Origin of the sequence: Streptomyces sp. NPDC048275, from assembly GCF_040652275.1 — a bacterium.
Classification (GTDB): Bacteria; Actinomycetota; Actinomycetes; order Streptomycetales; family Streptomycetaceae; genus Streptomyces.
The window spans coordinates 18,780-41,417 of record NZ_JBEZLR010000036.1 but is presented as its reverse complement, the minus strand read 5'-3'; the positions used below and the strand labels follow the sequence as shown (position 1 = coordinate 41,417).

General features: G+C 70.1%; 26 protein-coding genes. 10 read left to right on the top strand and 16 right to left on the bottom strand.

What is annotated here, in order from left to right; all coding sequences use genetic code 11:
* Nucleotides 1–93: 93 nt before the first annotated feature.
* On the bottom strand, nt 94–612 hold the full coding sequence (locus tag AB0D57_RS22100; protein WP_362075374.1) for a CGNR zinc finger domain-containing protein: 519 nt from the start codon (nt 610–612) through the stop codon (nt 94–96).
* Nucleotides 613–701: 89 nt separating this feature from the next.
* On the opposite strand from AB0D57_RS22100, the gene AB0D57_RS22095 reads away from it, so the two are divergent.
* The gene (locus AB0D57_RS22095) at nt 702–1,061 is read left to right on the top strand and encodes a VOC family protein (protein ID WP_362075371.1); all 360 of its coding nucleotides are present in this window, start codon (nt 702–704) and stop codon (nt 1,059–1,061) included.
* A 57-nt stretch (nt 1,062–1,118) separates the two neighbouring features.
* Here the strand turns inward: AB0D57_RS22095 and AB0D57_RS22090 are convergent, their stop codons facing one another.
* Genes AB0D57_RS22090 through AB0D57_RS22080 form a run of 3 tightly spaced genes read right to left on the bottom strand, consistent with a single transcriptional unit; the run spans nt 1,119 to nt 3,999 of the window.
* The gene (locus AB0D57_RS22090; protein WP_362075471.1) at nt 1,119–2,312 is read right to left on the bottom strand and encodes a dipeptidase; all 1,194 of its coding nucleotides are present in this window, start codon (nt 2,310–2,312) and stop codon (nt 1,119–1,121) included.
* A 14-nt stretch (nt 2,313–2,326) separates the two neighbouring features.
* Entirely contained in the window at nt 2,327–2,857 is a 531-nt protein-coding gene (gene purE, locus AB0D57_RS22085; RefSeq protein ID WP_362075368.1) for a 5-(carboxyamino)imidazole ribonucleotide mutase, read from the bottom strand.
* The gene (locus AB0D57_RS22080) at nt 2,854–3,999 is read right to left on the bottom strand and encodes a 5-(carboxyamino)imidazole ribonucleotide synthase (protein WP_362075365.1); all 1,146 of its coding nucleotides are present in this window, start codon (nt 3,997–3,999) and stop codon (nt 2,854–2,856) included. The genes purE and AB0D57_RS22080 overlap by 4 nt, the downstream gene beginning before the upstream one ends.
* Nucleotides 4,000–4,194: 195 nt before the next feature.
* Here AB0D57_RS22080 and AB0D57_RS22075 point away from each other — a divergent pair, with 195 nt between their 5' ends.
* On the top strand, nt 4,195–4,749 hold the full coding sequence (locus tag AB0D57_RS22075) for a GtrA family protein (protein WP_362075362.1): 555 nt from the start codon (nt 4,195–4,197) through the stop codon (nt 4,747–4,749).
* Between the two features lie 46 nt (nt 4,750–4,795).
* Here AB0D57_RS22075 and AB0D57_RS22070 read toward each other — a convergent pair whose 3' ends face one another.
* The gene (locus tag AB0D57_RS22070) at nt 4,796–6,076 is read right to left on the bottom strand and encodes an ATP-binding protein (protein ID WP_362075359.1); all 1,281 of its coding nucleotides are present in this window, start codon (nt 6,074–6,076) and stop codon (nt 4,796–4,798) included.
* A 323-nt stretch (nt 6,077–6,399) separates the two neighbouring features.
* On the bottom strand, nt 6,400–7,077 hold the full coding sequence (locus AB0D57_RS22065) for a response regulator transcription factor (RefSeq protein WP_010984912.1): 678 nt from the start codon (nt 7,075–7,077) through the stop codon (nt 6,400–6,402).
* 492 nt (nt 7,078–7,569) lie between these two features.
* On the opposite strand from AB0D57_RS22065, the gene AB0D57_RS22060 reads away from it, so the two are divergent.
* From AB0D57_RS22060 to AB0D57_RS22050, 3 genes are all read left to right on the top strand, one after another.
* Entirely contained in the window at nt 7,570–9,063 is a 1,494-nt protein-coding gene (locus AB0D57_RS22060; RefSeq protein ID WP_362075354.1) for an oligopeptide:H+ symporter, read from the top strand.
* A gap of 101 nt (nt 9,064–9,164) precedes the next feature.
* A complete protein-coding gene (locus AB0D57_RS22055) occupies nt 9,165–9,428 on the top strand; it encodes a hypothetical protein (RefSeq protein WP_362075351.1) in 264 nt (87 codons plus the stop codon).
* Complete coding sequence (locus AB0D57_RS22050) at nt 9,425–9,796, top strand: hypothetical protein (protein WP_362075348.1); 372 nt, start codon at nt 9,425–9,427, stop codon at nt 9,794–9,796. The genes AB0D57_RS22055 and AB0D57_RS22050 overlap by 4 nt, the downstream gene beginning before the upstream one ends.
* A gap of 3 nt (nt 9,797–9,799) precedes the next feature.
* On the opposite strand, the gene AB0D57_RS22045 is transcribed toward AB0D57_RS22050, so the two are convergent.
* On the bottom strand, nt 9,800–10,099 hold the full coding sequence (locus tag AB0D57_RS22045) for a DUF397 domain-containing protein (protein ID WP_362075345.1): 300 nt from the start codon (nt 10,097–10,099) through the stop codon (nt 9,800–9,802).
* Nucleotides 10,081–10,923 carry a helix-turn-helix transcriptional regulator gene (locus AB0D57_RS22040; RefSeq protein WP_362075342.1) on the bottom strand — a complete coding sequence of 281 codons (843 nt, stop codon included), beginning with the start codon at nt 10,921–10,923 and terminating at the stop codon, nt 10,081–10,083. The genes AB0D57_RS22045 and AB0D57_RS22040 overlap by 19 nt, the downstream gene beginning before the upstream one ends.
* A gap of 199 nt (nt 10,924–11,122) precedes the next feature.
* Here AB0D57_RS22040 and AB0D57_RS22035 point away from each other — a divergent pair, with 199 nt between their 5' ends.
* The 3 genes from AB0D57_RS22035 to AB0D57_RS22025 are packed head-to-tail and all read left to right on the top strand — an operon-like array spanning nt 11,123 to nt 11,618.
* Entirely contained in the window at nt 11,123–11,272 is a 150-nt protein-coding gene (locus AB0D57_RS22035; protein WP_362075339.1) for a hypothetical protein, read from the top strand.
* Nucleotides 11,269–11,448 (top strand): hypothetical protein, encoded by a 180-nt coding sequence (locus AB0D57_RS22030; RefSeq protein ID WP_362075336.1) that lies wholly within the window; start codon nt 11,269–11,271, stop codon nt 11,446–11,448. Before AB0D57_RS22035 ends, AB0D57_RS22030 begins: the two co-directional genes overlap by 4 nt.
* Nucleotides 11,445–11,618, top strand: coding sequence for a hypothetical protein (locus AB0D57_RS22025; RefSeq protein ID WP_362075333.1), 174 nt, complete (start codon nt 11,445–11,447; stop codon nt 11,616–11,618). Before AB0D57_RS22030 ends, AB0D57_RS22025 begins: the two co-directional genes overlap by 4 nt.
* 114 nt (nt 11,619–11,732) lie before the next feature.
* Here the strand turns inward: AB0D57_RS22025 and AB0D57_RS22020 are convergent, their stop codons facing one another.
* From AB0D57_RS22020 to AB0D57_RS21990, 7 genes are all read right to left on the bottom strand, one after another.
* Complete coding sequence (locus tag AB0D57_RS22020; protein WP_362075330.1) at nt 11,733–12,356, bottom strand: histidine phosphatase family protein; 624 nt, start codon at nt 12,354–12,356, stop codon at nt 11,733–11,735.
* A gap of 211 nt (nt 12,357–12,567) precedes the next feature.
* Nucleotides 12,568–14,001, bottom strand: coding sequence for a hypothetical protein (locus AB0D57_RS22015; RefSeq protein ID WP_362075468.1), 1,434 nt, complete (start codon nt 13,999–14,001; stop codon nt 12,568–12,570).
* A 2-nt stretch (nt 14,002–14,003) separates the two neighbouring features.
* Nucleotides 14,004–15,140 (bottom strand): hypothetical protein, encoded by a 1,137-nt coding sequence (locus AB0D57_RS22010; protein ID WP_362075327.1) that lies wholly within the window; start codon nt 15,138–15,140, stop codon nt 14,004–14,006.
* Nucleotides 15,137–16,099, bottom strand: a complete 963-nt coding sequence (locus AB0D57_RS22005) for a hypothetical protein (RefSeq protein WP_362075324.1) — start codon at nt 16,097–16,099, stop codon at nt 15,137–15,139. Before AB0D57_RS22005 ends, AB0D57_RS22010 begins: the two co-directional genes overlap by 4 nt.
* A gap of 36 nt (nt 16,100–16,135) precedes the next feature.
* The gene (locus AB0D57_RS22000; RefSeq protein ID WP_362075465.1) at nt 16,136–16,846 is read right to left on the bottom strand and encodes an LPXTG cell wall anchor domain-containing protein; all 711 of its coding nucleotides are present in this window, start codon (nt 16,844–16,846) and stop codon (nt 16,136–16,138) included.
* Between the two features lie 216 nt (nt 16,847–17,062).
* Complete coding sequence (locus AB0D57_RS21995; protein WP_362075321.1) at nt 17,063–17,647, bottom strand: ATP-binding protein; 585 nt, start codon at nt 17,645–17,647, stop codon at nt 17,063–17,065.
* A 233-nt stretch (nt 17,648–17,880) separates the two neighbouring features.
* Nucleotides 17,881–18,249, bottom strand: coding sequence for an STAS domain-containing protein (locus AB0D57_RS21990; protein ID WP_362075318.1), 369 nt, complete (start codon nt 18,247–18,249; stop codon nt 17,881–17,883).
* A 310-nt stretch (nt 18,250–18,559) separates the two neighbouring features.
* On the opposite strand from AB0D57_RS21990, the gene AB0D57_RS21985 reads away from it, so the two are divergent.
* Both AB0D57_RS21985 and AB0D57_RS21980 read left to right on the top strand, forming a co-directional pair.
* On the top strand, nt 18,560–19,489 hold the full coding sequence (locus AB0D57_RS21985) for an RNA polymerase sigma factor SigF (protein WP_362075315.1): 930 nt from the start codon (nt 18,560–18,562) through the stop codon (nt 19,487–19,489).
* Nucleotides 19,490–19,743: 254 nt separating this feature from the next.
* Nucleotides 19,744–21,426 (top strand): RICIN domain-containing protein, encoded by a 1,683-nt coding sequence (locus AB0D57_RS21980; protein WP_362075312.1) that lies wholly within the window; start codon nt 19,744–19,746, stop codon nt 21,424–21,426.
* Nucleotides 21,427–21,441: 15 nt separating this feature from the next.
* Here the strand turns inward: AB0D57_RS21980 and hutI are convergent, their stop codons facing one another.
* On the bottom strand, nt 21,442–22,620 hold the full coding sequence (gene hutI, locus AB0D57_RS21975) for an imidazolonepropionase (protein WP_362075309.1): 1,179 nt from the start codon (nt 22,618–22,620) through the stop codon (nt 21,442–21,444).
* Nucleotides 22,621–22,638: the final 18 nt, after the last annotated feature.

Genomic DNA, 22,638 nt, shown 5'->3' with positions numbered 1-22,638 from the left:
CACGGGTGACGCCGGTCCGGCCGAGGCTCAGTCGGCCGGACCGGCGTCGTCCCATATTCTCCACGGACGTCGCTGCGAGCGTGGCCGGATGTTCTACTTCGCTCGATACCGGCGCATCTTCGCGCGGGCCCCGCAGACCGACATCGAACACCAGCGGCCGCGTCCCCCCGGGGAGCGGTCGTAGTACACCCAGTGACAGGTCGGCGCCTCGCACGCCTTCAGACGCTGCCAGGTGCCCGCCACGAGGGCTTCCGCGACGGCCGCCGCGACGGTGGACGTGAGGGAGGCGGCGGCGGGGGCGAATCCCGCACTGCCGTCGTGCTCGTCGACCGTCACGCGCAGGGGTGACCGGGCCAGCAGCTCGCCGAGGGGGGTCACCGTGCGGTGCGGCGGGTGGCCCGCGTGCGCCAGACAGGCCGCGCGCAGCGACTCGCGCAGCTCACGCGCCGCCGCCACCTCCTCCGCCACGCCCTCCGCTCCCGCCGTCGCGAGACCGAAGTGCGCCCGGCTCTCGGGCGTGTCCAGCGAGTCCGCGCCGGACTCGATGTCGAGGGTGTTCACCAGGGACTGGATCAAGGCCAGGCTTCCGGGCGCGGGCGCACGGTCATTCATGGTTGCGACGTTACCTCCCATGCGGGACCATGCAGTAACCGTTACCTCTTGATGGGGTTTATCGGTAACTCTCACTCCTGGAGGAAGTCATGACTCTCGCCAAGCTGGGTGTCGTCGTCCTGGACTGTCCCGACCCCCGCGCCCTCGCCGCGTTCTACGCGGAGGTGCTCGGCGGCACGGTCGAGGGCGACGGGGACTGGGTGGATCTGAAGGTGACCGACGGGCAGTCGCTGGCGTTCCAGGCCGCCCCCGGCCACGTACCGCCGAAGTGGCCCGCGCCCGACGCCTCGCAGCAGTTCCACCTGGATCTGACCGTCGACGACATGGACGCCGCCGAGAAGGGCGTGCTCGCGCTCGGCGCCCGCCCGCTGGACACGGCGGACCGCTCGCGCGGCTGGCGGGTGTACGCGGACCCGGCGGGGCACCCGTTCTGCCTCTGCTCCAACTGAAAGAGGGCCGGGTACACCCCCACCCACCGGGCATGGCGGTGAAGGAGTGACGCCACGTCAGCCGTCCAGCTGCTCCAGTGTCGCGTTCGACGGCCCCCGCCGCGCCTGCAGATCCCGGGCCACGTCCTCGGCCGCGCCCAGCACCCGTACGGCGTTCTGCCAGGTCAGTTTGGCGAGGTCGGCGCGGGACCAGCCGCGGTCGTACAGCTCCGCGATCAGGTTCGGGTAGCCGGAGACGTCGTCCAGGCCGTCGGGCGTGAACGCCGTGCCGTCGTAGTCGCCGCCGATGCCGAGGTGGTCGACGCCGGCGGCCTCGCGCATGTGGTCCAGGTGGTCCGCCACCGTCGACACCGTGGCGATGGGGCGCGGGTTCGACTCCTCGAAGACACGGTGGACCTTCATGCCCTCCGCGGTCGTGTCCAGGTGGTGGAAGCCGTTCGCCCGCATGTTCTCGTCGGCCGCGGCGGTCCAGTCGACCGCCGCCTGGAGCACGAACTTCGGTACGAACGTCACCATCGCCACTCCCCCGTTGGCGGGCAGCCGCTCCAGGACGTCGTCCGGGATGTTGCGCGGGTGGTCGCACACCGCGCGGGACGAGGAGTGGGAGAAGATGACCGGCGCGGCCGTCGTGTCGAGCGCGTCCCGCATGGTCGTCGCGGCGACGTGCGAGAGGTCGACGAGCATGCCCTCGCGGTTCATCTCCCGTACGACCTCGCGGCCGAAGGCCGTCAGGCCGCCCACGGCGGGGACGTCCGTCGCCGAGTCCGCCCACGCGATGTTGTCGTTGTGGGTGAGGGTCATGTAGCGGACACCCAGGGCGTACAAGCCGCGCAGCGCGCCGAGGGAGTTGTCGATCGAGTGACCGCCCTCCGCGCCCATCAGCGACGCGATACGACCCTCGCCGCGCGCCGCTTCCATGTCGGCGGCAGTCAGCGCGGCGCGCAGGTCGGACGGGTGACGGTCGATCAGCTGCCGTACGCCGTCGATCTGTTCGAGCGTCGCGGTGAGCGCACCGGGCAGATCCGAGCGGACGTACACCGACCAGAACTGCGCGCCGACGCCGCCCGCGCGCAGCCGCGCCAGGTCGGTGTGCAGGTGGGCGCTCTGGTCGGTGGTGAGGTCGCGGGCGTCGAGGTCGTAGCGGACCTGCTGGCGCAGTGCCCAGGGGAGGTCGTTGTGGCCGTCGACGACGGGGAACTCGGCGAGGAGTTCGCGGGCCTGGTCGAGGTGGGGGGACGGCGCGTGCGTCACTTCGGTCACTTCCGTCACTCCCCCGAGCCGAAACCGAAGCCGCCGCTCGCGCCCTCCACCTTGGCGCGCAGCCGCTTGCCCTTCTCCCGGGCCTGATCGCCCAGCTCCTGTTGGAACTCCCGCATCCGGCCGAGGAGTTCCTCGTCGTGGGCGGCCAGCATGCGGGCGGCGAGGAGGCCCGCGTTGCGCGCGCCGCCGACCGAGACGGTCGCGACCGGCACCCCGGCCGGCATCTGCACGATGGACAGGAGCGAGTCCATCCCGTCCAGGTACTTCAGCGGGACCGGCACGCCGATGACGGGCAGCGGGGTGACGGAGGCCAGCATGCCGGGCAGGTGGGCGGCGCCACCCGCGCCCGCGATGATCGCCTTGAGCCCGCGCTCGGCGGCCTGCTCGCCGTACGCGATCATCTCGTGCGGCATGCGGTGCGCGGAGACGACATCGACCTCGTACGCGATCTCGAACTCGTCGAGGGCCTCGGCGGCGGCCTCCATGACGGGCCAGTCGGAGTCGGACCCCATGACAATGCCTACAACAGGGCTCATTCGGTGATGGTCCCTCTCAGGTAACCGGCTGCGTGGCGGGCACGCTCGAGGACGTCGTCCAGGTCGTCGCCGTAGGTGTTGACGTGGCCGACCTTGCGGCCGGGCTTCACGTCCTTGCCGTACATGTGGATCTTGAGCTGGGGGTCGCGGGCCATGCAGTGCAGGTACGCGGAGTACATGTCCGGGTAGTCGCCGCCCAGGACGTTCGCCATGACCGTCCACTTGGCGCGTGGGCGCGGGTCGCCGAGGGGGAGGTCGAGGACGGCCCGTACGTGGTTGGCGAACTGGGAGGTGATCGCGCCGTCCTGGGTCCAGTGGCCCGAGTTGTGCGGGCGCATGGCCAGTTCGTTGACGAGGATGCGACCGTCGGCCGTTTCGAACAGCTCTACGGCCAGGTGGCCTACGACACCGAGCTCCTTGGCGATGCGCAGGGCGAGCTCCTCGGCCCGCAGGGCCAGCTCGTCCGCCATGCCGGGCGCGGGGGCGATCACCGTGTCGCAGACGCCGTCGACCTGCTGGGACTCGACGACGGGGTACGCGACGGCCTGGCCGTGCGGCGAGCGGACGACGTTCGCGGCGAGTTCCCGTACGAAGTCGACCTTCTCCTCGGCGAGGACGGGGACGCCGGCGCGGAAGGGCTCGACAAGAGCCGCGTCCTCGGCGGAGCGGATGAACCACACGCCCTTGCCGTCGTAGCCGCCGCGGACGGTCTTCAGGATGATCGGGAAGCCGTCTCCCTCCGCCGCGAACGCTGCGGCGTCGTCGACGTCCGACACGATGCGGTGCCGTGGGCACGGCACTCCGATCGCGTCGAGCTTCGCGCGCATCACGCCCTTGTCCTGGGCGTGCACGAGGGCGTCGGGTCCGGGACGGACGGGGATGCCGTCCGCCTCCAGGGCGCGCAGGTGCTCGGTGGGGACGTGTTCGTGATCGAAGGTGATCACGTCGCAGCCCCGCGCGAAGTCACGCAGTGTGTCGAGGTCGCGGTAGTCGCCTATGACGACATCGCCGACGACCTGCGCCGCGGAGTCCTGAGGGGTGTCACTGAGGAGCTTGAACTTGATGCCGAGCGGGATGCCAGCCTCGTGCGTCATACGAGCGAGCTGACCGCCGCCGACCATGCCGACTACCGGGAATGTCACGCTCCAAGAGTATCGGCCACGCCACCGCGGCCGGTTTCCGCTCCTGTGGCGGGCCTGTGACCCGCTCTTTCCGGAGCCTGCGCCCGCTCTTTCCGGACCTGTGAGCCCGTCCTCAGGCATTGCCCAGGGTCGCTGGTTAGCATGGTTTGGTTGAAACATCCGACCGATGTCCGATCTACGGGGGCTGGCGACACCATGGGCAGTGCTTCATCGGGGCATCATTCGGCGCCCCGCAGCGCGGTGCGCCGCCGGTTCGACCAGCTCTTCCGTGAGATCGCCAAGTTCGGAGCGGTCGGTGGTGCGGGGCTCCTCGTCAACCTCGTCACCTTCAACCTGGTGCGCCATGCGACCGGGCTGCAGGTCGTGCGGGCGAGTGTCATCGCCACGGTCGTCGCCATCGCCTTCAACTACGTCGGGTTCCGCTACTTCACGTACCGCGACCGCGACCGGAGCGGCCGTACCAAGGAGATGGGCCTCTTCGTGCTGTTCAGCGCGGTGGGGCTGGTCATCGAGAACGGTGTGCTGTACGTGGCGACGTACGGCTTCGGCTGGGACAGCCCGCTGCAGAGCAACATCTTCAAGTTCCTCGGCATCGGCATCGCGACGCTGTTCCGCTTCTGGTCGTACCGCACGTGGGTGTTCCGTGCGTTGCCTGTGCAGGAGAGCGTGGAGGGCGCGACGAAAGCCGTGGTGGGCGCGAGGGCGTTCCGGGACGTCGAGGCCGAGCGGCCACCGGTCAGGGTGAACTGAGCGGCTCGGTTGCCGAAGCCGGAACCGGAGTCGGCGCAGGCCGGCCCTACCGCACCGTCCGCTCCTCCTCTTCCTCCTCCACCGACACCTTCGTCAGCGGCTCACGCGACAGGAACAGTCCGAACACCGGCGGCTGTGCCTGGAGCATCTCCAGCCGCCCTCCGTCCGCCTCCGCCAGGTCGCGGGCGACGGCAAGGCCGATGCCCGTGGAGTTGCGGCCGCTGATCGTGCGCTCGAAGATGCGGGCGCCCAGGTCGGCGGGGACACCGGGCCCCTCGTCCGTGATCTCGATGACGGCCTGGTTGCCGGTCACCCGGGTGCGCAGGGCGACGGTGCCGCCCCCGTGCATGAGGGAGTTCTCGATGAGCGCGGCGAGGACCTGGGCGACCGCCCCCGGGGTACCCACGGCCTGCAGATGCCGCTTGCCGGAGCTGACGATCGCGCGGCCCTCGCTGCGGTAGGCCGGGCGCCACTCCTCCAGCTGCTGCTTGATGACCTCGTCGAGGTCGAAGGAGACGGCGGAGCCGGTACGGGGGTCGCGGGCGTTGGTCAGCAGCCGCTCCACGACGTCCGTGAGGCGTTCGACCTGCGTCAGCGCGATCGTCGCCTCCTCCTTCACCGTGTCGGGGTCGTCGGTGAGGGTGATCTCCTCCAGCCGCATGGACAGCGCCGTGAGGGGCGTACGGAGCTGGTGGGAGGCGTCGGCGGCGAGGCGGCGCTCGGCGGTGAGCATGCGCGCGATCCGCTCCGCGCTGCCGTCCAGGACGTCCGCGACCCGGTCCAGCTCCGGGACGCCGTACCGCTTGTGGCGCGGGCGGGGGTCGCCGGAGCCCAGCCGTTCGGCGGTCTCCGCTAGGTCGGTGAGCGGGGAGGCGAGGCGGTTGGCCTGGCGTACGGCGAGCAGGACGGCGGCGATGATCGCGAGAAATGCGACCGCGCTGATGATCAGGAGCGTACGGCCGACCTCGCGGGTCACCGCCGAGCGCGGCTCCTGGACGGTGACCGTCTCGCCCTCCTCGCCCTTGGCCGTGGAGTCGATGACGTCGCCGCGGGGCGGGGTGCCGATCTCGATGGGCGGCTGGCCGGGGATGCGGATCACGGCGTGCCGGTCGTCCGCGACCTGGTTCTTGAGGATCTCCGCGTTGATGTGTTCGTCGCCGAGGATGCGGCTGTCCACGATGCTGGCCAGGCGCAGGGCCTCGGAGTCCACCCGCTCCTGGGCGCTGTTGCTGATGGTGCGGGTCTCGACGATCACGAGGGAGACGCCGAAGACGGCGATCACGACGAGTACGACGGCGAGCGTGGATTGGATGAGACGGCGACGCACGGTGGCCCTCCGGGGGCGGGTGGCTTTATGTGGACCAGTGTGCCTTGCCGTTGCACCGGGCTTGGGCGGGACAGGGTCTCGCCCCCACCGCCCCTACCCGTCCCGTCCCCGGGGGCTCCGCCCCCGGACCCCGGCAGGTTGTTCTTTTGCTGCGGGGCGGTGGGGGCTGGGCGCGCAGTTCCCCGCGCCCCTGGGCATCTCAGCCCGTCCGGCGTTTGAGGACGAGGCCGTTCAGGCCGAACAGGGGTCTGGGGGCGGAGCCCCCAGGTACAGATGGGACGGGTAGGGGCGGCGGGGGCGAAGAAACCCGACCAGCCCCCCGCTCAGCTCTTTTCGAAGCGGAAGCCCACGCCCCGTACCGTCGCGATGTACCGAGGATTCGCCGCATCGTCACCGAGCTTCTTGCGGAGCCAGGAGATGTGCATGTCGAGGGTCTTGGTCGACGACCACCACGTCGTGTCCCAGACCTCCCGCATCAACTGGTCACGTGTGACCACCCGCCCCGCATCCCGCACCAGCACCCGAAGCAGGTCGAACTCCTTCGCGGTGAGCTGGAGTTCCTCGTCGCCCATCCAGGCCCGGTGCGACTCGACGTCGATACGCACACCGTGCGTGGCGGGCGGCTGCTGCGGTTCCGCGGCGCCGCGCCGCAGGAGGGCCCGGACGCGGGCGAGCAGTTCGGCGAGCCGGAACGGCTTGGTCACGTAGTCGTCGGCGCCCGCGTCGAGACCGACGACGGTGTCCACCTCGTCGGCACGCGCGGTCAGGATGAGGATCGGGATGGTGTGGCCTTCGGCACGGAGTCGGCGGGCCACTTCCAGGCCGTCCATTCCGGGCAGGCCCAGGTCCAGGACGACCAGGTCGACGCCGCCCTGCATTCCGGCGTCGAGCGCGGTGGGTCCGTCCTCGCGCACTTCGACCTCGTAACCCTCCCGGCGCAGGGCGCGGGCCAGTGGCTCCGAGATGGACGCGTCGTCCTCGGCGAGCAGTACACGGGTCATGGGGTGATGGTAGTCCGCCACGGAGGACGCCTGCGGCGCGATCGGTATCCGCAATTCTTACCTGCGGCTGTACGATTTCTTACCTTCAGCTGTGCGATTCGATCATGGGACACGCCTTCGAATAGGTGTCCTTGGTTCCGTTTTTACCTGTGATCCATCTCTCAAGTCCTTCCATATGCCGCATTGACATGCCGTATGGTGACCACACGCCTGTAGCACCACACCGTGACCTTTGGCGAGTAATTGACGCTAAGGGTCTCTTTTGTGTGCGGGTTGGTGATTGCCAGCCTTGAAAGGAATGACCTGTGGCCGGGCCCGAGCGCATCGACGCGTGACGGGCGTGGATCCCGGTGGTCGGCCTCCACCGCTTCGCAATCCGGAGCGGACTCCCCGTGGGCGTGGGGTGGACGGTCGAGCATCCGCCGGTGCCGGCCTCCCCCCACCGGGCGCGCGACGCTCAAGCAGCGCGTCCCGACCAAGCAAGGAACGACCATGGCGTCCAGCCTGACGAAGGACACAAACCCGGGCACCCCCGGTGTCGAGCGCTCCTTCTTCGGCCACCCCCGCGGACTGGCCACTCTCTTCATGACCGAGATGTGGGAGCGGTTTTCCTACTACGGCATGAGGGCTCTGCTCCCGCTGTACCTGGTCGCGCCGGGCGGCCTGCACATGAGCGCGGCCTCCGCCACGGCGATCTACTCCGTGTACCTGTCGCTCGTATACCTGCTCGCCCTTCCCGGCGGCTGGTTCGCGGACCGCCTGCTCGGCCCCCGCAAGACCGTGGCCGTCGCCGGCCTCGTCATCATGCTGGGTCACCTGACGCTGGCGCTGCCGTCGTCCGGCACCTTCTTCGCGGGTCTGGGCCTGGTCGCGATCGGTTCCGGTCTGCTGAAGGCCAACATCTCCACGATGGTCGGCCACCTCTACGACGGCCCGGACGACCCGCGCCGCGACGGTGGCTTCACGCTCTTCTACGTGGGCATCAACATCGGCGCCTTCGCCGCGCCGCTGATCATCGGCACCGTCGGTGAGAACGTGAACTGGCACCTGGGCTTCGCGCTCGCCGCGCTCGGCATGGCGCTGGGTCTGGCGCAGTTCCTGCTGGGCGGCCGTCACCTGAGCGCGCGTTCCAGCGTCGTCCCGACGCCGCTGACCGCAGCTGAGAAGTCCGCCACGCTGCGCAAGTCCGCCCTGTGGGCGGCCGTCGCCGCGGTCTTCTACTGCATCGTCGGCTTCTCGGGCCACTACACGCTGAACTGGCTGCTGGTCCCGATCACGATCGCCGGTCTGCTCATCCCGGTCATGGTCATCGCCCGTATCAAGCGGGACAAGGACCTGGACCGCGTCGAGCAGTCGAAGATGTCCGCGTACATCTGGTTCTTCGTGGCCGCGGCCATCTTCTGGATGATCTACGACCAGGGTGGCTCAACCCTGTCGATCTTCGCCGACTCCTCGGCCGAGAACACGATCTTCGGCTGGGAGTTCCCGGTCTCCTGGTACCAGTCCGTCAACCCGGTCATGATCATGGCGTTCGCCCCGGTCTTCGCCTGGATGTGGCTGGCGCTGAACCGGCGCGGCAAGGAGCCGAGCACGGCCGTGAAGTTCGCCTCGGGTCTGCTCCTGATCGGCGCGTCCTTCTTCCTCTTCCTGGCCCCGCTGTCGATCGCCGAGGGCGGTCACAAGGCGGCCGCGATGTGGCTGGTCGCGATCTACTTCGTGCAGACCGTCGGCGAGCTGACCGTCTCCCCGGTCGGCCTGTCCGTCACGACGAAGATGGCTCCCGCGAAGTACGCCTCCCAGATGATGGGTGTCTGGTTCCTGGCCGTCACCGCCGGTGACGCCACGACCGGCCTCCTCTCCATCGCCGGTGTCGACCTCAACAAGACGGGCATCGTCGCCCTGCAGGCCACGCTCGCCGTGGTCGCCGGTGTCGCGGTGTGGATGTACCGCAAGAAGGTCAAGGAACTCATGGGCGACGTGCACTGACGTACGTCCCAGGCCGCGTGGAGGGGCCGCTGCATCCGGTTGGGTGCGGCGGCTCTTCACGTTTCCCGGCACACTCCGGTATTCACTAGTATTCTTACGCCATGGCTGACACCACCATCAAGATCAGCGAGTCGATAAGGGATCGTCTGCGCACCCTCGCCGAGGAACGCGGGCTGAGTACACGCGCTTACGTGGAGCGTGTCGTCGCCGCGACGCCTACAGAGGAGGAGCGCGCGGAGCGTACGGCCCGCGCAATCGCCTACGTCCGGGCCAACCTTTGCCCCGACCTCACAGAGGCTGATGTACACGCGGCGCAGGAATGGCGTGCCGCAATCGCGGCCGGGCAAGTAGGGGAACGCCGTTGATCATCCTGGACCACACGGCAGTCCTTGCCCTGTGTCGCGGCCACCGGATGCTGTCGGGGCTGGTTGTCGTCGAGGTTGACGACCCCCATCTGCGCGCGCACGTGCCGACGCTGTGTCTGGTGGCTGCGAGTCTCGAACTCCCGGGGGCAGCCGCACACGTAGGCGCTCTGCCGGGTCTGGAGTTCCTGCCGCTCGACTTCGCCGGCACCGCCACGGTCGAGCAGACGGTGGCAGCCGGCCTGGAGTGGGCTTACGGGCACGCCGTCCATGCCGCAGCCATGGGGGTCGCCCCAGGAAGGGTGATGACCGCCACGCCCGAGGCCTACGACCGTACGGGCGTCTGGGCCGTCGACATCGGCAAGCCCTGAGCGTCAGGCGCCGGGCAGCTCGTCACGTCGTACGGCCGTGACGAAGGAGGCCCAGGCGGTGGCGGGGAGTATGAGGGCGGGGCCCTCGGGGTTCTTGGAGTCGCGGACGGGGACGAGGGGGGTGGGGGTCGGGAGGTTGTCGGCGACTTCGAGGCATGCGCCGCCGTCCGGGTTGCTGTAGCTGCTCTTGCGCCAAGTGGCGGAGGCCAGCAGGTCGTCGGAGACCTCGACGCACTCGCCACCGTCCGGGTTGCTGTAGCTGCTCTTGCGCCATGTCACGGCTGTCAGGTCGACGGATCGCATGGTGCTTCCTCCAGCATCTGCCCGATGAACTTCCGCGACTCGGCCGGGGACAGCGCCAGGTCGCGCATCGAATCGTACGCACGTTGCAGACGCTCAACCTCCCTGTTTTCTTCGACCAGTTCACCACGGTACGCAGTCTCGGTGTAGGCCACCGTTTGCCCGTTGAGCAGCCTCATGAACATCACAGCGGTACCGACCAGACCGTGCAGCCCGGCGGCCAGCGGCAGCACTTGAAGCGTGACGTTCGGGCGCTCAGCCACCTCCGCCAGGTGTTCGAGCTGCTCTCTCCAGGCCTTGGCGTCCCGCAACGGTGTGCGCAGCACAGCCTCGGACAGGATGGTGCGGAACGGCGGTGCGTCCTCGCCCGACAGCAACGCGCGGCGGCCAACCCGCGCCTCCACCTGCTGGGCCAGCTCCTCGCCCTTGGTGCCGCCCGCCGCGAGCACTTCACGCGCGTACCCATTAGCCTGAAGCAGGCCCGGCAGGATGCTTACGGCGAAGTGCCACAAGCTCACCGCTTCCGCCTCCAGCAGCATGTACCTGCGGTACTGCTCCTTGAACTGCGTCGGATCGCCCACCGCCAGTTCCCACAACGCCAACAACAACCCCGGCGTCCCGTAATGCCGGTCCAGCGCCTGGGCCACCTCAGGGCTCCCCAGGGTGTGTCCGGTCTCCAGCTTCCCGAGCGTCGACCAGTCCCAGCCCAGTTGCTCCGCGAGCTGGCGCAGGCTGGCGCCGCTCTGCTCGCGTAACTCCCTCACCTCCTCGGCGAATCGCCTGCGCGGCTCCTGGCTGCGGCTCGTCACCGTCCGTCTCTGCGGCATCCCGGCGCTCCCCCTCCGACGGCTGCGGCTGTGGAATTTGTGGAATTTGGAGTGCTCGGTGTGGAACCAGCGCCCTTCCACAGCATTTCCGCCCTGCTCACACGGCATGCTCGTACTGCCCGCCTGAACACGCACCGTAATCCATCCGGTGCGCTCCGCACAGGCATGTCCGCGACCACGCAACCAAGGAGTGAGCCCCATGACCACCACGACCCTCCCCCGACTCCCCCGCCGCACCCGTCCCCACAGCACCACCTCATCCCCCTGGACCCCGCCCGGCGGCTGGGCGCGCCCGACCCCCGCCGCCCTGCGGGCGATCGAGGCGGCGCTCGCGCAGTGGTCGGCGTGACGGCGCGTACGGCGGTGGCGGCGCCGACACCCCCGTACGGCGGCGGCTGCGACGTATGCGCGGCGCTGCTGGCCCAGCGGACGGCCGCGAAGGAAGCGGGCCGCACGGGCGAAGTCGCCGAATGTGACCGGGAGTTGCGGGCGCACGGCAGACACGGGGAGGGGCGTACGCCATGACCGGGCCGACGTACGACGTGAGCCGCTCCCCCGTTCCCGTCGACGATTGCGAGGCCTGCCTGGAGCTCGCCGCACGGCGGGACACGGCGCGGGCGGTGTTCGACCACAGCGCGGTGAGCGACGCGAACGTACGGATGCGCGCGCACCTGCGGCAGGAACACGGCGGGTGAGGAGGAGACGGCGGACCCCGCTCGACGACGCGTTCTGGAGCGGGGTCCTCACACGGTCCGGCGTGGCCGTGCCGCTTGTGGTGCTCTTCGTGCGGGGGGGGGGGAGGTGCGGGGCTAAGCGCGTGCCTCCGGCGGGAAGCCGGTCCAGCGCAGGTCCTCGGACAGGTGGGACATGTCGTTGTAGACGAGGACCGAGGCCGCGCGGCCCGGTGTGTAGCGGATGACGGACAGGGCGGCGTTGCAGTGGTTGAGGCCCATCCAGCGCCAGGGCGGGGCGTCCAGCGCGGCGCGTACCAGCCAGCCGATGAGGAAGTTGTGGGTGACGACCAGCTCGTGCCGGTCCTCGGCGCCGTCCACCGGCCCGGTGAACCGCTCTTCGGCCTCGCGGGCCAGCGCCGCTCCCTCCTCACGCTCCTGAGCCGTGACCTGCTCAAGGAACGCCAGCAGCCGCTCCGCCTCGTCCGCGGGCAGTTCCTCCTTGCCGGGCACGTACGGCACATAGTCCCCGGCCGCCTCGACCTGCCGTACCGGCACGTCCTTCAGACGGTCGCCGATCAGCCGGGCCGTCTGCGCCGCGCGCGGCAGCGGCCCGTGGTGGACCGCCGCCAAGGGAACGTCCCGGAGCCGGTCGCCCAGGAGTTGGGCCTGGCGGCGGCCGTTCTCGGTCAGCCCGCTCTCGTCGGCCGTCGCCTCACCGTGGCGGGCGAGGTACAGATAGCGGGTGGCCTTCGCGGTCATGTGCGGATTCCTCCTGTGGTGGGTCCTGGAGCCGGAGCCGGTCGAGGACTTCGGCAGCGTGCTGGTCGGGTGGGAAGACGAGGTAGAAGACGGGGTGGAAGACGTACTCGATCGCGCCCCGGTTTCACGACCGTGGTCAGGACAGCGCTGAACCCGCACCCCGGGGTCCACGTCAAGCGGACCCCGGGGTGCGGACGGTGCGCGGGGAGCGTCAGCGCACGCGGCGGTGCGGCATGAACGTGAACACCGCTCCGCCGAGCAGGATCGCCGTGCCGGCCACAAAGCCGAGGGCCCGAAGCCCGCCGTTGTCGTTCGCGCCGGTCTCGGCCAGGCCTCCGCCGGAAGAGGACGAAGACGAGGACGAAGACCCGGACGAGGACGACCCTGAGCCCGACGTCGTCGCGCCGGAGACGCCGCCTGCCTGCTTCTGGACGTCAAGTTCCAGTGAGACAGCGGTCTTTGTCGCCTTGCAGGGAATCGTGATCGGGTCGGCCCCGGCACTCAGCGTCACGACGATCGTCAGATCGCCTGGGCTGAGCGTGGCCTTGCCGTCCGCTCCGGGCTTGTACGTGCCCGTCATATCGCTGAGCGAGACCGGGTCGCCCGTGTTGAGGGCGTCCTTGTTGGCAGCGCCCTCGACCTTGAGCGAGCCGCTGTCATCGCCGCCGACCGTGATCACCATGGAGGGCTTCAGCGCGCCCGCGGGCAGCGGTGCGGGACTGTCCATCACACCCTCGGCGGTCTTCACCGTGAGGTCATAACTCCCGTCGTTCTTCTTGGCGTTGATCGTCGCCGAAGACTCGATCTTGGCGGGGCCGGGCGAGGCGCAGGTGAAGGACGTGGTCACCGTCTTGCCGGCGAAGTCGGTCTGGCCGTCACCGCCGCCGGAGGTTGCCCCACCGGACGTCGAACCACCAGTGGTCGAACCACCGGACGTCGACCCGCCGGTCGTCGTGCCACCGCCGGTCGTACCTCCGGTCGTGGATCCACCCGAAGTCGTACCGCCGGTGTCACCACCCGTCGCCGTACCTCCGGAGGTAGTCGTCCCGCCGGAGGTTGAACCGCCCGAGGTCGTCGAACCGCCCTCGGCGGCCGTCACCTTGATGGTGGCAGCGGCCGGCACCGCCTCCTGGGGCGTGCACTTGGTGTCCGTCGAGTAGGCGGTGACGGTGTACGCGTCCGGGGTCAACGTGACATCACCCGCCGTCGTCAGCTTGACCTTGCCCGTCATGTCGGACAGCACCATGTCGCCGCCCTTGGGAATCTCCGGGTTCTCCTGCGGCCCCTCCATCGCGATGTCCGCGGTCTGCGCACCGGACGCCTTGAGAGTTCCCGTGGGCTTGACCGAGTCCTTCGGCAGGTCGATGAGGTCCGGATTCTTGGACGCCGCCTGGACGAACTTCCACACGACCTCGATCTCGTCACCCACCTTCGCCGTCGCCGGTGCGGTGATCTCCACCTTGGTGGTGCCCTCGACCGGGGGCAGGCCGGCGGCCGCGGGCGGAACGCACTTGGTCGCGTACGACACCTCGGCGGCCTGGGCGGGAACCGCGGCCAGCCCCAGCAGAATGCCCGCGCCGCCGAGCATCAGCACGATTCCGGCCGCGCCCGTTCTGTGACCGCCGGACACAACTCTCCGTCGCATACTCACGTGTTCCCCTTCGTCGTCGGACTGTTCTCTTGCGGTGCGGAGAGCTGAGCGTTCGCCGAGGTCCCCGGATCGTTGTCCGGCGTGAACCACGGCAGGGCCGTAGAAGTAGCGGCAGAAGCAGCAGTGGCGGCAGAAGCAGCGGTGGCGGGAGCGGTCGCGGATGTCGTCGCTGTGCTCGGCGACGAGCTCAGCCTGGGCATACGGAAGGTGAGCTCCGGCAGCCGCAACCCGCGGTGGCGGCCCGCCCGCCCCGCCGACCTGCGCGGCCGCATCCGGTCCACCACCGCCATCCCGACCCGGAACACCGCCGCCGGTACGACCACGCAGAGCAGAATCCAGAAAAGGGTCACGCCCCAGGGGCGGCCCACGCCCCACGGCTGCTCGGCGAGCACTTTCCCGCCGTACCGCAGCGAGACCGTGTAGTCGCCGTGCGCCCCGGCCGCGAGCTCGACGGGGAGGGTGATCCGGGCCTTCTTGCCGGGGGCGATCGTGCCCCGCCACTGCTGTTCCTCCCACTGCGGGGCGAACACCCCGTGGGAGGTGCCGACTTGGAAGACGGGGTCCTTGACGGCGGCGGTGCCGACGTTGCCGACGGTGAAGACGAGCTCACGGGCGGGCGGCGAGCCGAACCAGGTGAGCAGTCCGCTCGACCCGTCCAGCCGGGTGTCCGTCAGGACCGACAGCCGACCGCCGTTCTCCTCCTGCGGCAGCGGCTCGACCGAGTGCCCGGCCACCATGAAGATCGCGTCCGCCTGCGCCTCTTCTCCCATGACCGTGGCGACGTGCACCACACAGGGGCAGGGTTCGGGGGGCTCGGCGACCGGCAGCTTCTTGCTGAAGTTCCCCTCGGCGTCGGTGGTGACGGCCCGGCCGTCGGCATTGGCACAGGAGTTGGTGCCGCCGATCACACCCCGGGACGGCACGGACTGCCCGCAGATCACCATCATCAGCAGCGCCTTCGGCCGCCATCCGGACCCGGACACGGTGATCGAACCGCCGGTCCCGGCCTGGGACTTGGACAGCTTCACATCCGGTCGGTCAGCAGCAAAAGCCGAGCCCAAGGGCCCCATGAGCGCGACCAGGACCAGCCCGGCCACCGCCACCAGCGCCGTCATTCGAACCTTGCCGCTCACGACACCGCTCCCGTCCACTCGACTTCCGTACGCGGCTGTTCACACGCCCCGCCGACCGGCGTACGGCGTCTGTGGCGTCGTACGACGAGAAGCGCGACGACCGCCGCGAGGCCGCCCCCGACGCCCGCCACCGCACCCCACGGCACGAACCGCGCCGAGGCGGACGCCGTGGCGTGCGCCCCGCCCGCCGCCGTCACCGTCAGCCGTACGTCGACCGCGTCCAGGGCCGGGGCGTCGCGCCACGGCTCGCTGAGCGTGACGCGGCGGCCCGGGAGGAGTTCGACGGGCAGGGTGCGCGGGGCGCGGTCGAGGACCCGGCCGAGGACGCCGTCGGCGCGTACCGCGAGCTTCGGGGCGAGGACGGTGTTGCCGCGGTTGACCAGCTGGTACGAGATGCGCCCGGCCCCGACGACGACGCGCTCGACCGTGAGGGCCGACAACGTCGGTCCCGCGACGCGGAGTTGGATCCGGACCGTCGAGGACCGGCCGCCCGCGCTCGCGACGATCGCACCGGGATGATCGCCAGGTGTCGCGCCCGCCGGGACGCTCACGGTGAACGGCACATCGGCGCGGGTGCGCGCGGGGACCCGCACGGACAGCTCGCCCACCGGCACCCGGCGCCCGTCCCGCTTCCCCGCGAAGGCGATCCACGCGCCGGTGTCCGCCGACTCCCCGCGTGCGGCGACGTTGTCGGCGTCCGCGCCGCTCAGCCGGACCGTCAGCGGCTTCGCGCCCTGGTTGAGTACGGCCACGGTGTCCTGGAGGACCGTGCCGGGCGCGCCCTCCGCGTAGACGTACGGCCGCCCGTCCGTCGCGGTGGTAGACGCGGTCGCGTTCGACGACGGCACGACGGACCAGCCGCCGTCGGCCACGGCCACCGGCGCGGCAGCCGACAGCAGCACGGCAGTGGCGGCGGTGGCGGTAGCGGTGACGGCGACGAGGACACGGGCGTACGGCATCGGCGGCTCCTGGGCGTCGTACGAGATCAGCTCGCTTCAGCGACGTATCGTCTGATGCCTGCGCGTCAGCCACAGTGCGCCCGCCGCGCCCACGAGCAGCACCGTGCCGCCGAGCGTGCCGAGGGCGATCGCCGAGTCCTCGGGGCCGGTCTGCGGGAGCTGCCCGTCGGAGCCCGAGCCCGCCTGGGGCTGACCTGAGCCCTCGCCCTCCGAACCGGATCCGCCGCCCGCGGCCGTGACATCGAGGGTCAGGGGCGGCTTGGGGTCGTTCGTGGGCGTGCACGTGGTCGTCGTACCGAGCGCCTTGATGGTGAGCACGCCCGGAGTGAAGGTGACCTTGCCGGTCTCCTTCGATGTGTACGTGCCGCTCAAGTCACTGATTTTGATAGGAGTGTCGGCGGGGATCGCCTCCGCGTTGGCCGGACCGGTCACGGCCACCGTGCCGCTGTCCGCACCGCCCACCTCGATCACGGCACTCGGCTTCATCGCGCCCTTGCCCAGTTCCACCGGGCTGGAGGAGACGCCCTTCTGCCAGGACATGGTGAGCTTGTAGGCGCTGCCGCTCTTGACGCTCTTGATGTCGATGGGCGAGACGGCACTCTTGTCGCCGATCGGCGTCTTGCACTGGTAGTTGACGTCCACCACATCGGCCCGGGCTGCGGGGGCGGCCATCAGCACCGCCGAGCCGGCCAGGGCCGCGGCGAACGCGAGCGCGGCGGTTCGTTTCTGGTACGTCCGGTACGACACCACGGGGCCTCATTCCTGACGGAACATCAGATCGGCCGTCAAGGTACGCCCGGGGTCTTGTGGAGGGAAGACAAAATGCGCGCCGGATCTGAGGAGATCCGGCGCGCATACGGCGACGTACGAAGAAGGACCGAGCAAGGACCGAAAGAAGGGCCGAAGAAGGGCCGAAGAAGGGCCGAAGAAGGGTTCGAACCGCGGGTAACCCCAAGGTGGGAGTTACGCGGGCGCCCCGAGCTCCGCCCAGACGGTCTTGCCCGCGACCCCCGGAGTCCGTACGACCCCCCAGTCCAGGCACAGCCGCTGCACGATGAACATGCCGTGGCCGCCCGGGCGCCCTGCGCGGTGCGGGGTGCGCGGGGCAGGCTGCCCCGTGCCCCGGTCGGAGACCTCGACGCGCAACACCTTGTTGCCGCAGGCGATCCGCAGCTCGTCCGGACCCTCGGCGTGCAGGCAGGCGTTGGTGACGAGTTCGGAGACGACCAGCAGAACGTCCTCGGCGGCGGCCCGCTGGTCGGCGCTCGCGGCGGGCAGCCAGCCCCACGCGCGCAGCGCCTGGCGGGCGAAGTCACGGGCGAGCGGCACGACGGCGCTCTGGCCGTCGAAGTTCAGCCTGCGGGCTCGCAGGCCGGCCGACGGGGCGGTCACGTCAGCGCCCGCGCGTCCGGACAGGCCGTCTCGGGGCACGGCCATGTGCGGGCCGTCCCCGGACACGGTCACGGCGTCTCCCGACGCCCCGGAAGCGCCGCCGTCGCCCGACTCCGGGCCGCGGTCGCCCGGCGAGCCAGGCCGGGTGGTGCTCATCAGCGCTTCACCTCACCGATTCACCATGTGCAAGATTTCACGATTCAAGACTCAGTACTCAGCATGTGATACGCGTACTAGGCGCTTTCGCACTCAGGACGTTCGGGATGAATTTCTACGACGTTCCCACCGATTGTTGCCGACATATTCAGGATGTCTCCTGCCCGGCCGAACCGTCGGAACACCCACTCGTTCGACCTTGTTCGACGGGGGATGTGTGACACGCGCCCCACCTAGTCGGACAGGGCAGCGTCGAGCGTCTCGTGGACGGTGAAGACGGCCTCGGCCCCGGTGATCTCGAAGACCCGGGCCACCACCGGCAGCATCCCCGCCAGATGGACCCCACCACCCGCGGCCTCGGCCTTCAGCCGGGCACCGAGCAGCACATTGAGCCCGGTGGAGTCACAGAACTCGAGCCGTGAACAGTCGACGACCAAGCGGGCGTACCCCTTCTCGAGGCAGTCCTCGAGTGGCTCACGCAACAGATCGGCCGTGTGGTGATCCAGCTCACCCGCGGGGGTCACGACGGCACTCGAGCCCTCTTCCCTCACCCCGACAAGAAGTCGGCCCGACTGTGCGCTACCGACCGTCCCGCGGTCCATGCCGTCTCTCTCCTGAGCGTCGCGACTGCTGATTCGACTGCTGATTCGACTGCTGATTCGACTGCTGATTCGACTGCTGGTTCAACTGCCGATTTACGCACTCGAACACTACGCCTTCCTTACGTCCCCCGACACCCGAACAACCCCCCGAAAATGGACATTTCACAATGAAACGCACTTGCGATGATGTCACGAAAGCGGGTAGGGCTAGTAGAGACACCTATTCGACACGGCCGGCTTCGGAGGCGCCGCACACCGCAGTGCACTGATTGGCATCGGCGGCCATATGCCGAGAACGATGGAGGACACCATGTCACCCCGGCTCGACGAATCGCAGACCCAGAGGGCGACGTCGGCACCCTCTCCGGAACGCCCGGAGCCCCTTGCCGCGAGCGACGGACTCGCCGACAGCGGCGAACTCGCCGGACCTGCCGGACTTGCCGGACTTCCGGAGATCCCCCCTTACGACGAGGTGGGGCCGGTGGACGCACGGGCCCTGTCCAAGACGCTGTTCGCGCGGCTGGAGTCCCTCGAAGAAGGCACCCACGAATACTCGTACGTCCGCAACACGCTGGTCGAACTCAACCTCGCGCTGGTGAAGTTCGCCGCCTCCCGCTTCCGCTCCCGCAGCGAGCCGATGGAGGACATCATCCAGGTCGGCACGATCGGCCTGATCAAGGCGATCGACCGCTTCGAACTGAGCCGCGGCGTCGAGTTCCCCACCTTCGCGATGCCGACCATCATCGGCGAGATCAAGCGCTTCTTCCGCGACACGTCCTGGTCCGTGCGCGTACCGCGCCGACTGCAGGAACTCCGCCTCGACCTGGCCAAGGCGGGCGACGAACTCGCGCAGCAGCTCGACCGCGCGCCCACGGTGGGCGAGTTGGCCGAGCGCCTGGGCATCGCCAACGACGAGGTCGTCGAAGGCATGGCCGCCTCGAACGCCTACACGGCCAGTTCGCTGGACGCCCAGCCCGAGGAGGACGACTCCGAGGGTGCGCTCGCGGACCGCATCGGTTACGAGGACCACGGGCTCGAAGGCATCGAGTACGTGGAGTCCCTCAAGCCCCTGATCGCCGAACTCCCGCCGCGCGACCGCCAGATCCTCTCGCTGCGCTTCGTCGCCAACATGACCCAGTCCGAGATCGGCGACGAACTCGGGATCTCGCAGATGCACGTATCGCGGCTTTTGACGCGGACGCTGGTGCGGCTGCGCCGGGGGCTGACGGTCGTGGAGTGACGAAGCCGTCGCTCCAGGAGCGCAGTGGCAAAACCTTCGCACGCGCTCCAGGAGCGGGGTAGCGGATCCTTCGCACGCGCTCCAGGAGCGGAGTGGCGAAACCTTCGCACGGAGAGCGGTCCGGCCCACCGGGTCGGACCGCTCCGCCCCGGGACTTCTTTCCTCAAAGGTCCTCCTCCATCACAGCGGTCACCCCAAACTGGCTGGTACGTCAGTACAGGGAACGGTCGTACGAGGTGCGAGGAGGCGCAAGGATGGCACAGGGCGACCAAGCCGACAACGATGCCGAGCCCGAAGGTGCCCGCGAGCTCGCGGGCGCGTCCGACGCGCGGCTGACCGAACTGCTGGGCGCCGACACGCCCACCGTCTATCCGGCCCTGCGAGAGCTCCGCGGCCGCCACCGCCCGGCGGTCCTCGCCTACGCCCGCCTGTGCACCACGAGCGGGACCACGGCACGGCAGCTCGCGGCACAGGCGTTCACCCTCGCCGCCCGGGAGGCGGCCCGCGGCACCGACCCCGGCGTCCCGTGGCGCTGCCACCTCCTGCTGCTGACCGAGCGGGTGGCCGCGTCGTGGGCCACGGACGAACGGGCCGCCGGCCTCGACGCCGGTCTGCTCCTCGTACGGAACACGGCAGGTCCCGACGGTCCCGTCCCGCCGATGCTCACGGCGTTCCGGTCCCTCCCGTCCCGCGCTCAGGGCCTGATCTGGTACCGAGTCGTGGAACGGGAGTCCGAGGACCGGACGGCCACCCTGCTGGGCCTCACCCAGGACGTGGCAGTGGCCTACGGAACGGACCGGGCGCTCCAGTCCATGGGCCAGGCCTGTCTGAAGTCCCGTCTCGCCGCCTCCGACGATCCGCGCTGCGGGGACTTCCGCCGGCTGATCGAGGAGTCGGTACGGCCCGACAACCCCCGTTACAGCTCGGATCTGGACGCCCATATGGCGCACTGCGCCCACTGCACGACGGCGTACGAGGAGCTGTCCGCGCTACGGGACACCCCGCGCACCGCCCTGGCCGAGGGCCTGCTGCCGTGGGCGGGGACGGCGTACGTCATGAACGACGCGAGCGGGTCGAGGGCCACCACGCGGACGACGCCGGATCGGGTCACGGCAAGGACGCCTGCACCGACGCCCACGCCCATGCCCATGCCCATGCCCATGCCCATGCCCACCGCCACGCAGGCCACCACAGGTGCGATGACGGGGGTTTGGCCACCGTCCCGCCGTGTCGTCCTGGCCTCGGCGGCGCTCGGCGTGGCCCTGGCCCCGTTGCTGCTCTTCCTGCTGCCGTCGGGCGGCTCGTCGTCCCCGTCCACGGGCGCGGCGGGCTCGGTCGACACCCCGGCCGGTCCACCGCCGGTGACGGTGACGGCGACGGTCTCCACGACTCCCTCGGCGACCGCCTCCGCCCCGTCGGCTTCACCGACCACCAAGTCCCCGTCGCCCACGAGGAGTTCGACGCCGTCGAAAACGGCACGCCCGGCCCCGCCGTCCCCCACGCGCTCCCCGACGTATCCGCCGAGCGGTGCCTACGCCCAGGTGGTGAACGTCTCTTCGGGCCGGTGCCTGGACATCCGCGACGGCTACCTGGAGAAGGGCACGGACGTCGTCACCGCCCCCTGCACCTCGGCCCTCACCCAGCTGTGGCGGGTCGACTCCGGGCGCGGCGTCCTTCAGTCGTACGCCGACTCCGACCTGTGCCTGGACAGCCGCGGCTCCGTGGACAACGGCGTCGGGATCTGGGAGTGCGCATCGGTCGACGGCAGCAACGGAGAGAACCTGGGGTTCACGGTGGACGACGACGGCGTGATCCGCCCGGCCATCGCCATCGCCACCGCGGTCTCTCCGGGCGACGGCAATGGCAACGGCCTGTCCCTGCTGCCGCTCAGCGGGGGCGCGGAGCAGCGGTGGAGGGCGGGAGCGAGCGCACCCTGACCGGAAGGGGGCGGCTCAGACCTCGCGCACGCCCCGCCGCCAGACACCGGTGACCAGCGGCACGCCCGGGCGGTAGGCGAGGTGGACGTGGCTGGGCGCGTCCAGAAGGGTCAGGTCGGCGCGGGCGCCGACGGTGAGGCGGCCGATGTCGTCGCGGCGCAGGGCCGCCGCGCCGCCCGCCGTGGCGGACCAGACGGCCTCGTCGGGGGTCATCCCCATGTCCCGTACCGCCAGCGCGATGCAGAACGGGACGGACGAGGTGAAGGACGAACCCGGGTTGCAGTCGGTGGAGAGGGCTACGGTCACGCCCGCGTCCAGGATCCGCCGGGCGTCGGGCCACTCGGCGCGCGTGGAGAACTCCGCACCCGGGAGCAGGGTCGCGACCGTCCGACTGTTGGCCAGGGCGTCCACGTCCGCGTCCGTCAGGTGCGTGCAGTGGTCGGCGCTCGCCGCGTCCAGTTCCACGGCGAGCTGGACGCCGGGGCCGTACGAGAGCTGGTTGGCGTGGACGCGCGGGTGCAGGCCTTTCGCCTTGCCCGCCGTGAGGATCGCGCGGGCCTGGTCGCCGTCGAAGGCGCCCTTCTCGCAGAAGACGTCGACCCAACGGGCGTACGGGGCGCAGGCGTCGAGCATCTCGCCGGTCACCAGGGCCACGTACGCGGCAGGGTCCTCGGCGTAGTCCGGGGAGACGATGTGCGCGCCGAGGTAGGTGACCTCGTCGGTGTGCGCCGAGGCGATGCGCAGCGCGCGGGCCTCGTCCTCGACCGTGAGTCCGTAGCCCGACTTCGTCTCGAAGGTGGTGGTGCCCTGGCGGAGCGCCTCGTCGAGGTAACGGAGGAGGTTCGCCTCCAGTTCCGCGTCGGTCGCGGCGCGCGTCGCCGCCACCGTCGTACGGATGCCGCCCGCCGTGTAGCTGCGGCCCGACATGCGGGCGTTGAACTCCTGGGTACGGTCGCCCGCGAAGACGAGGTGCGAGTGGGAGTCCACGAAGCCCGGGATCACGGCCCGGCCCCCGGCGTCGACCCGATTGTCAGTGGCGGGTGCTTTGCTTGTTTCACCGGTCCACGCGATGCGGTCGCCGTCGATGACGACGGCCGCGTCCTGGATCAGACCGAGGGGCGACCCGTCACCGAGGGAGGGATCGTTGGTGACCAGACTGGCGATGTTGGTGATGACGGTAGTGGTGCTGCTCATGGCGTCCTCATGGGTGGC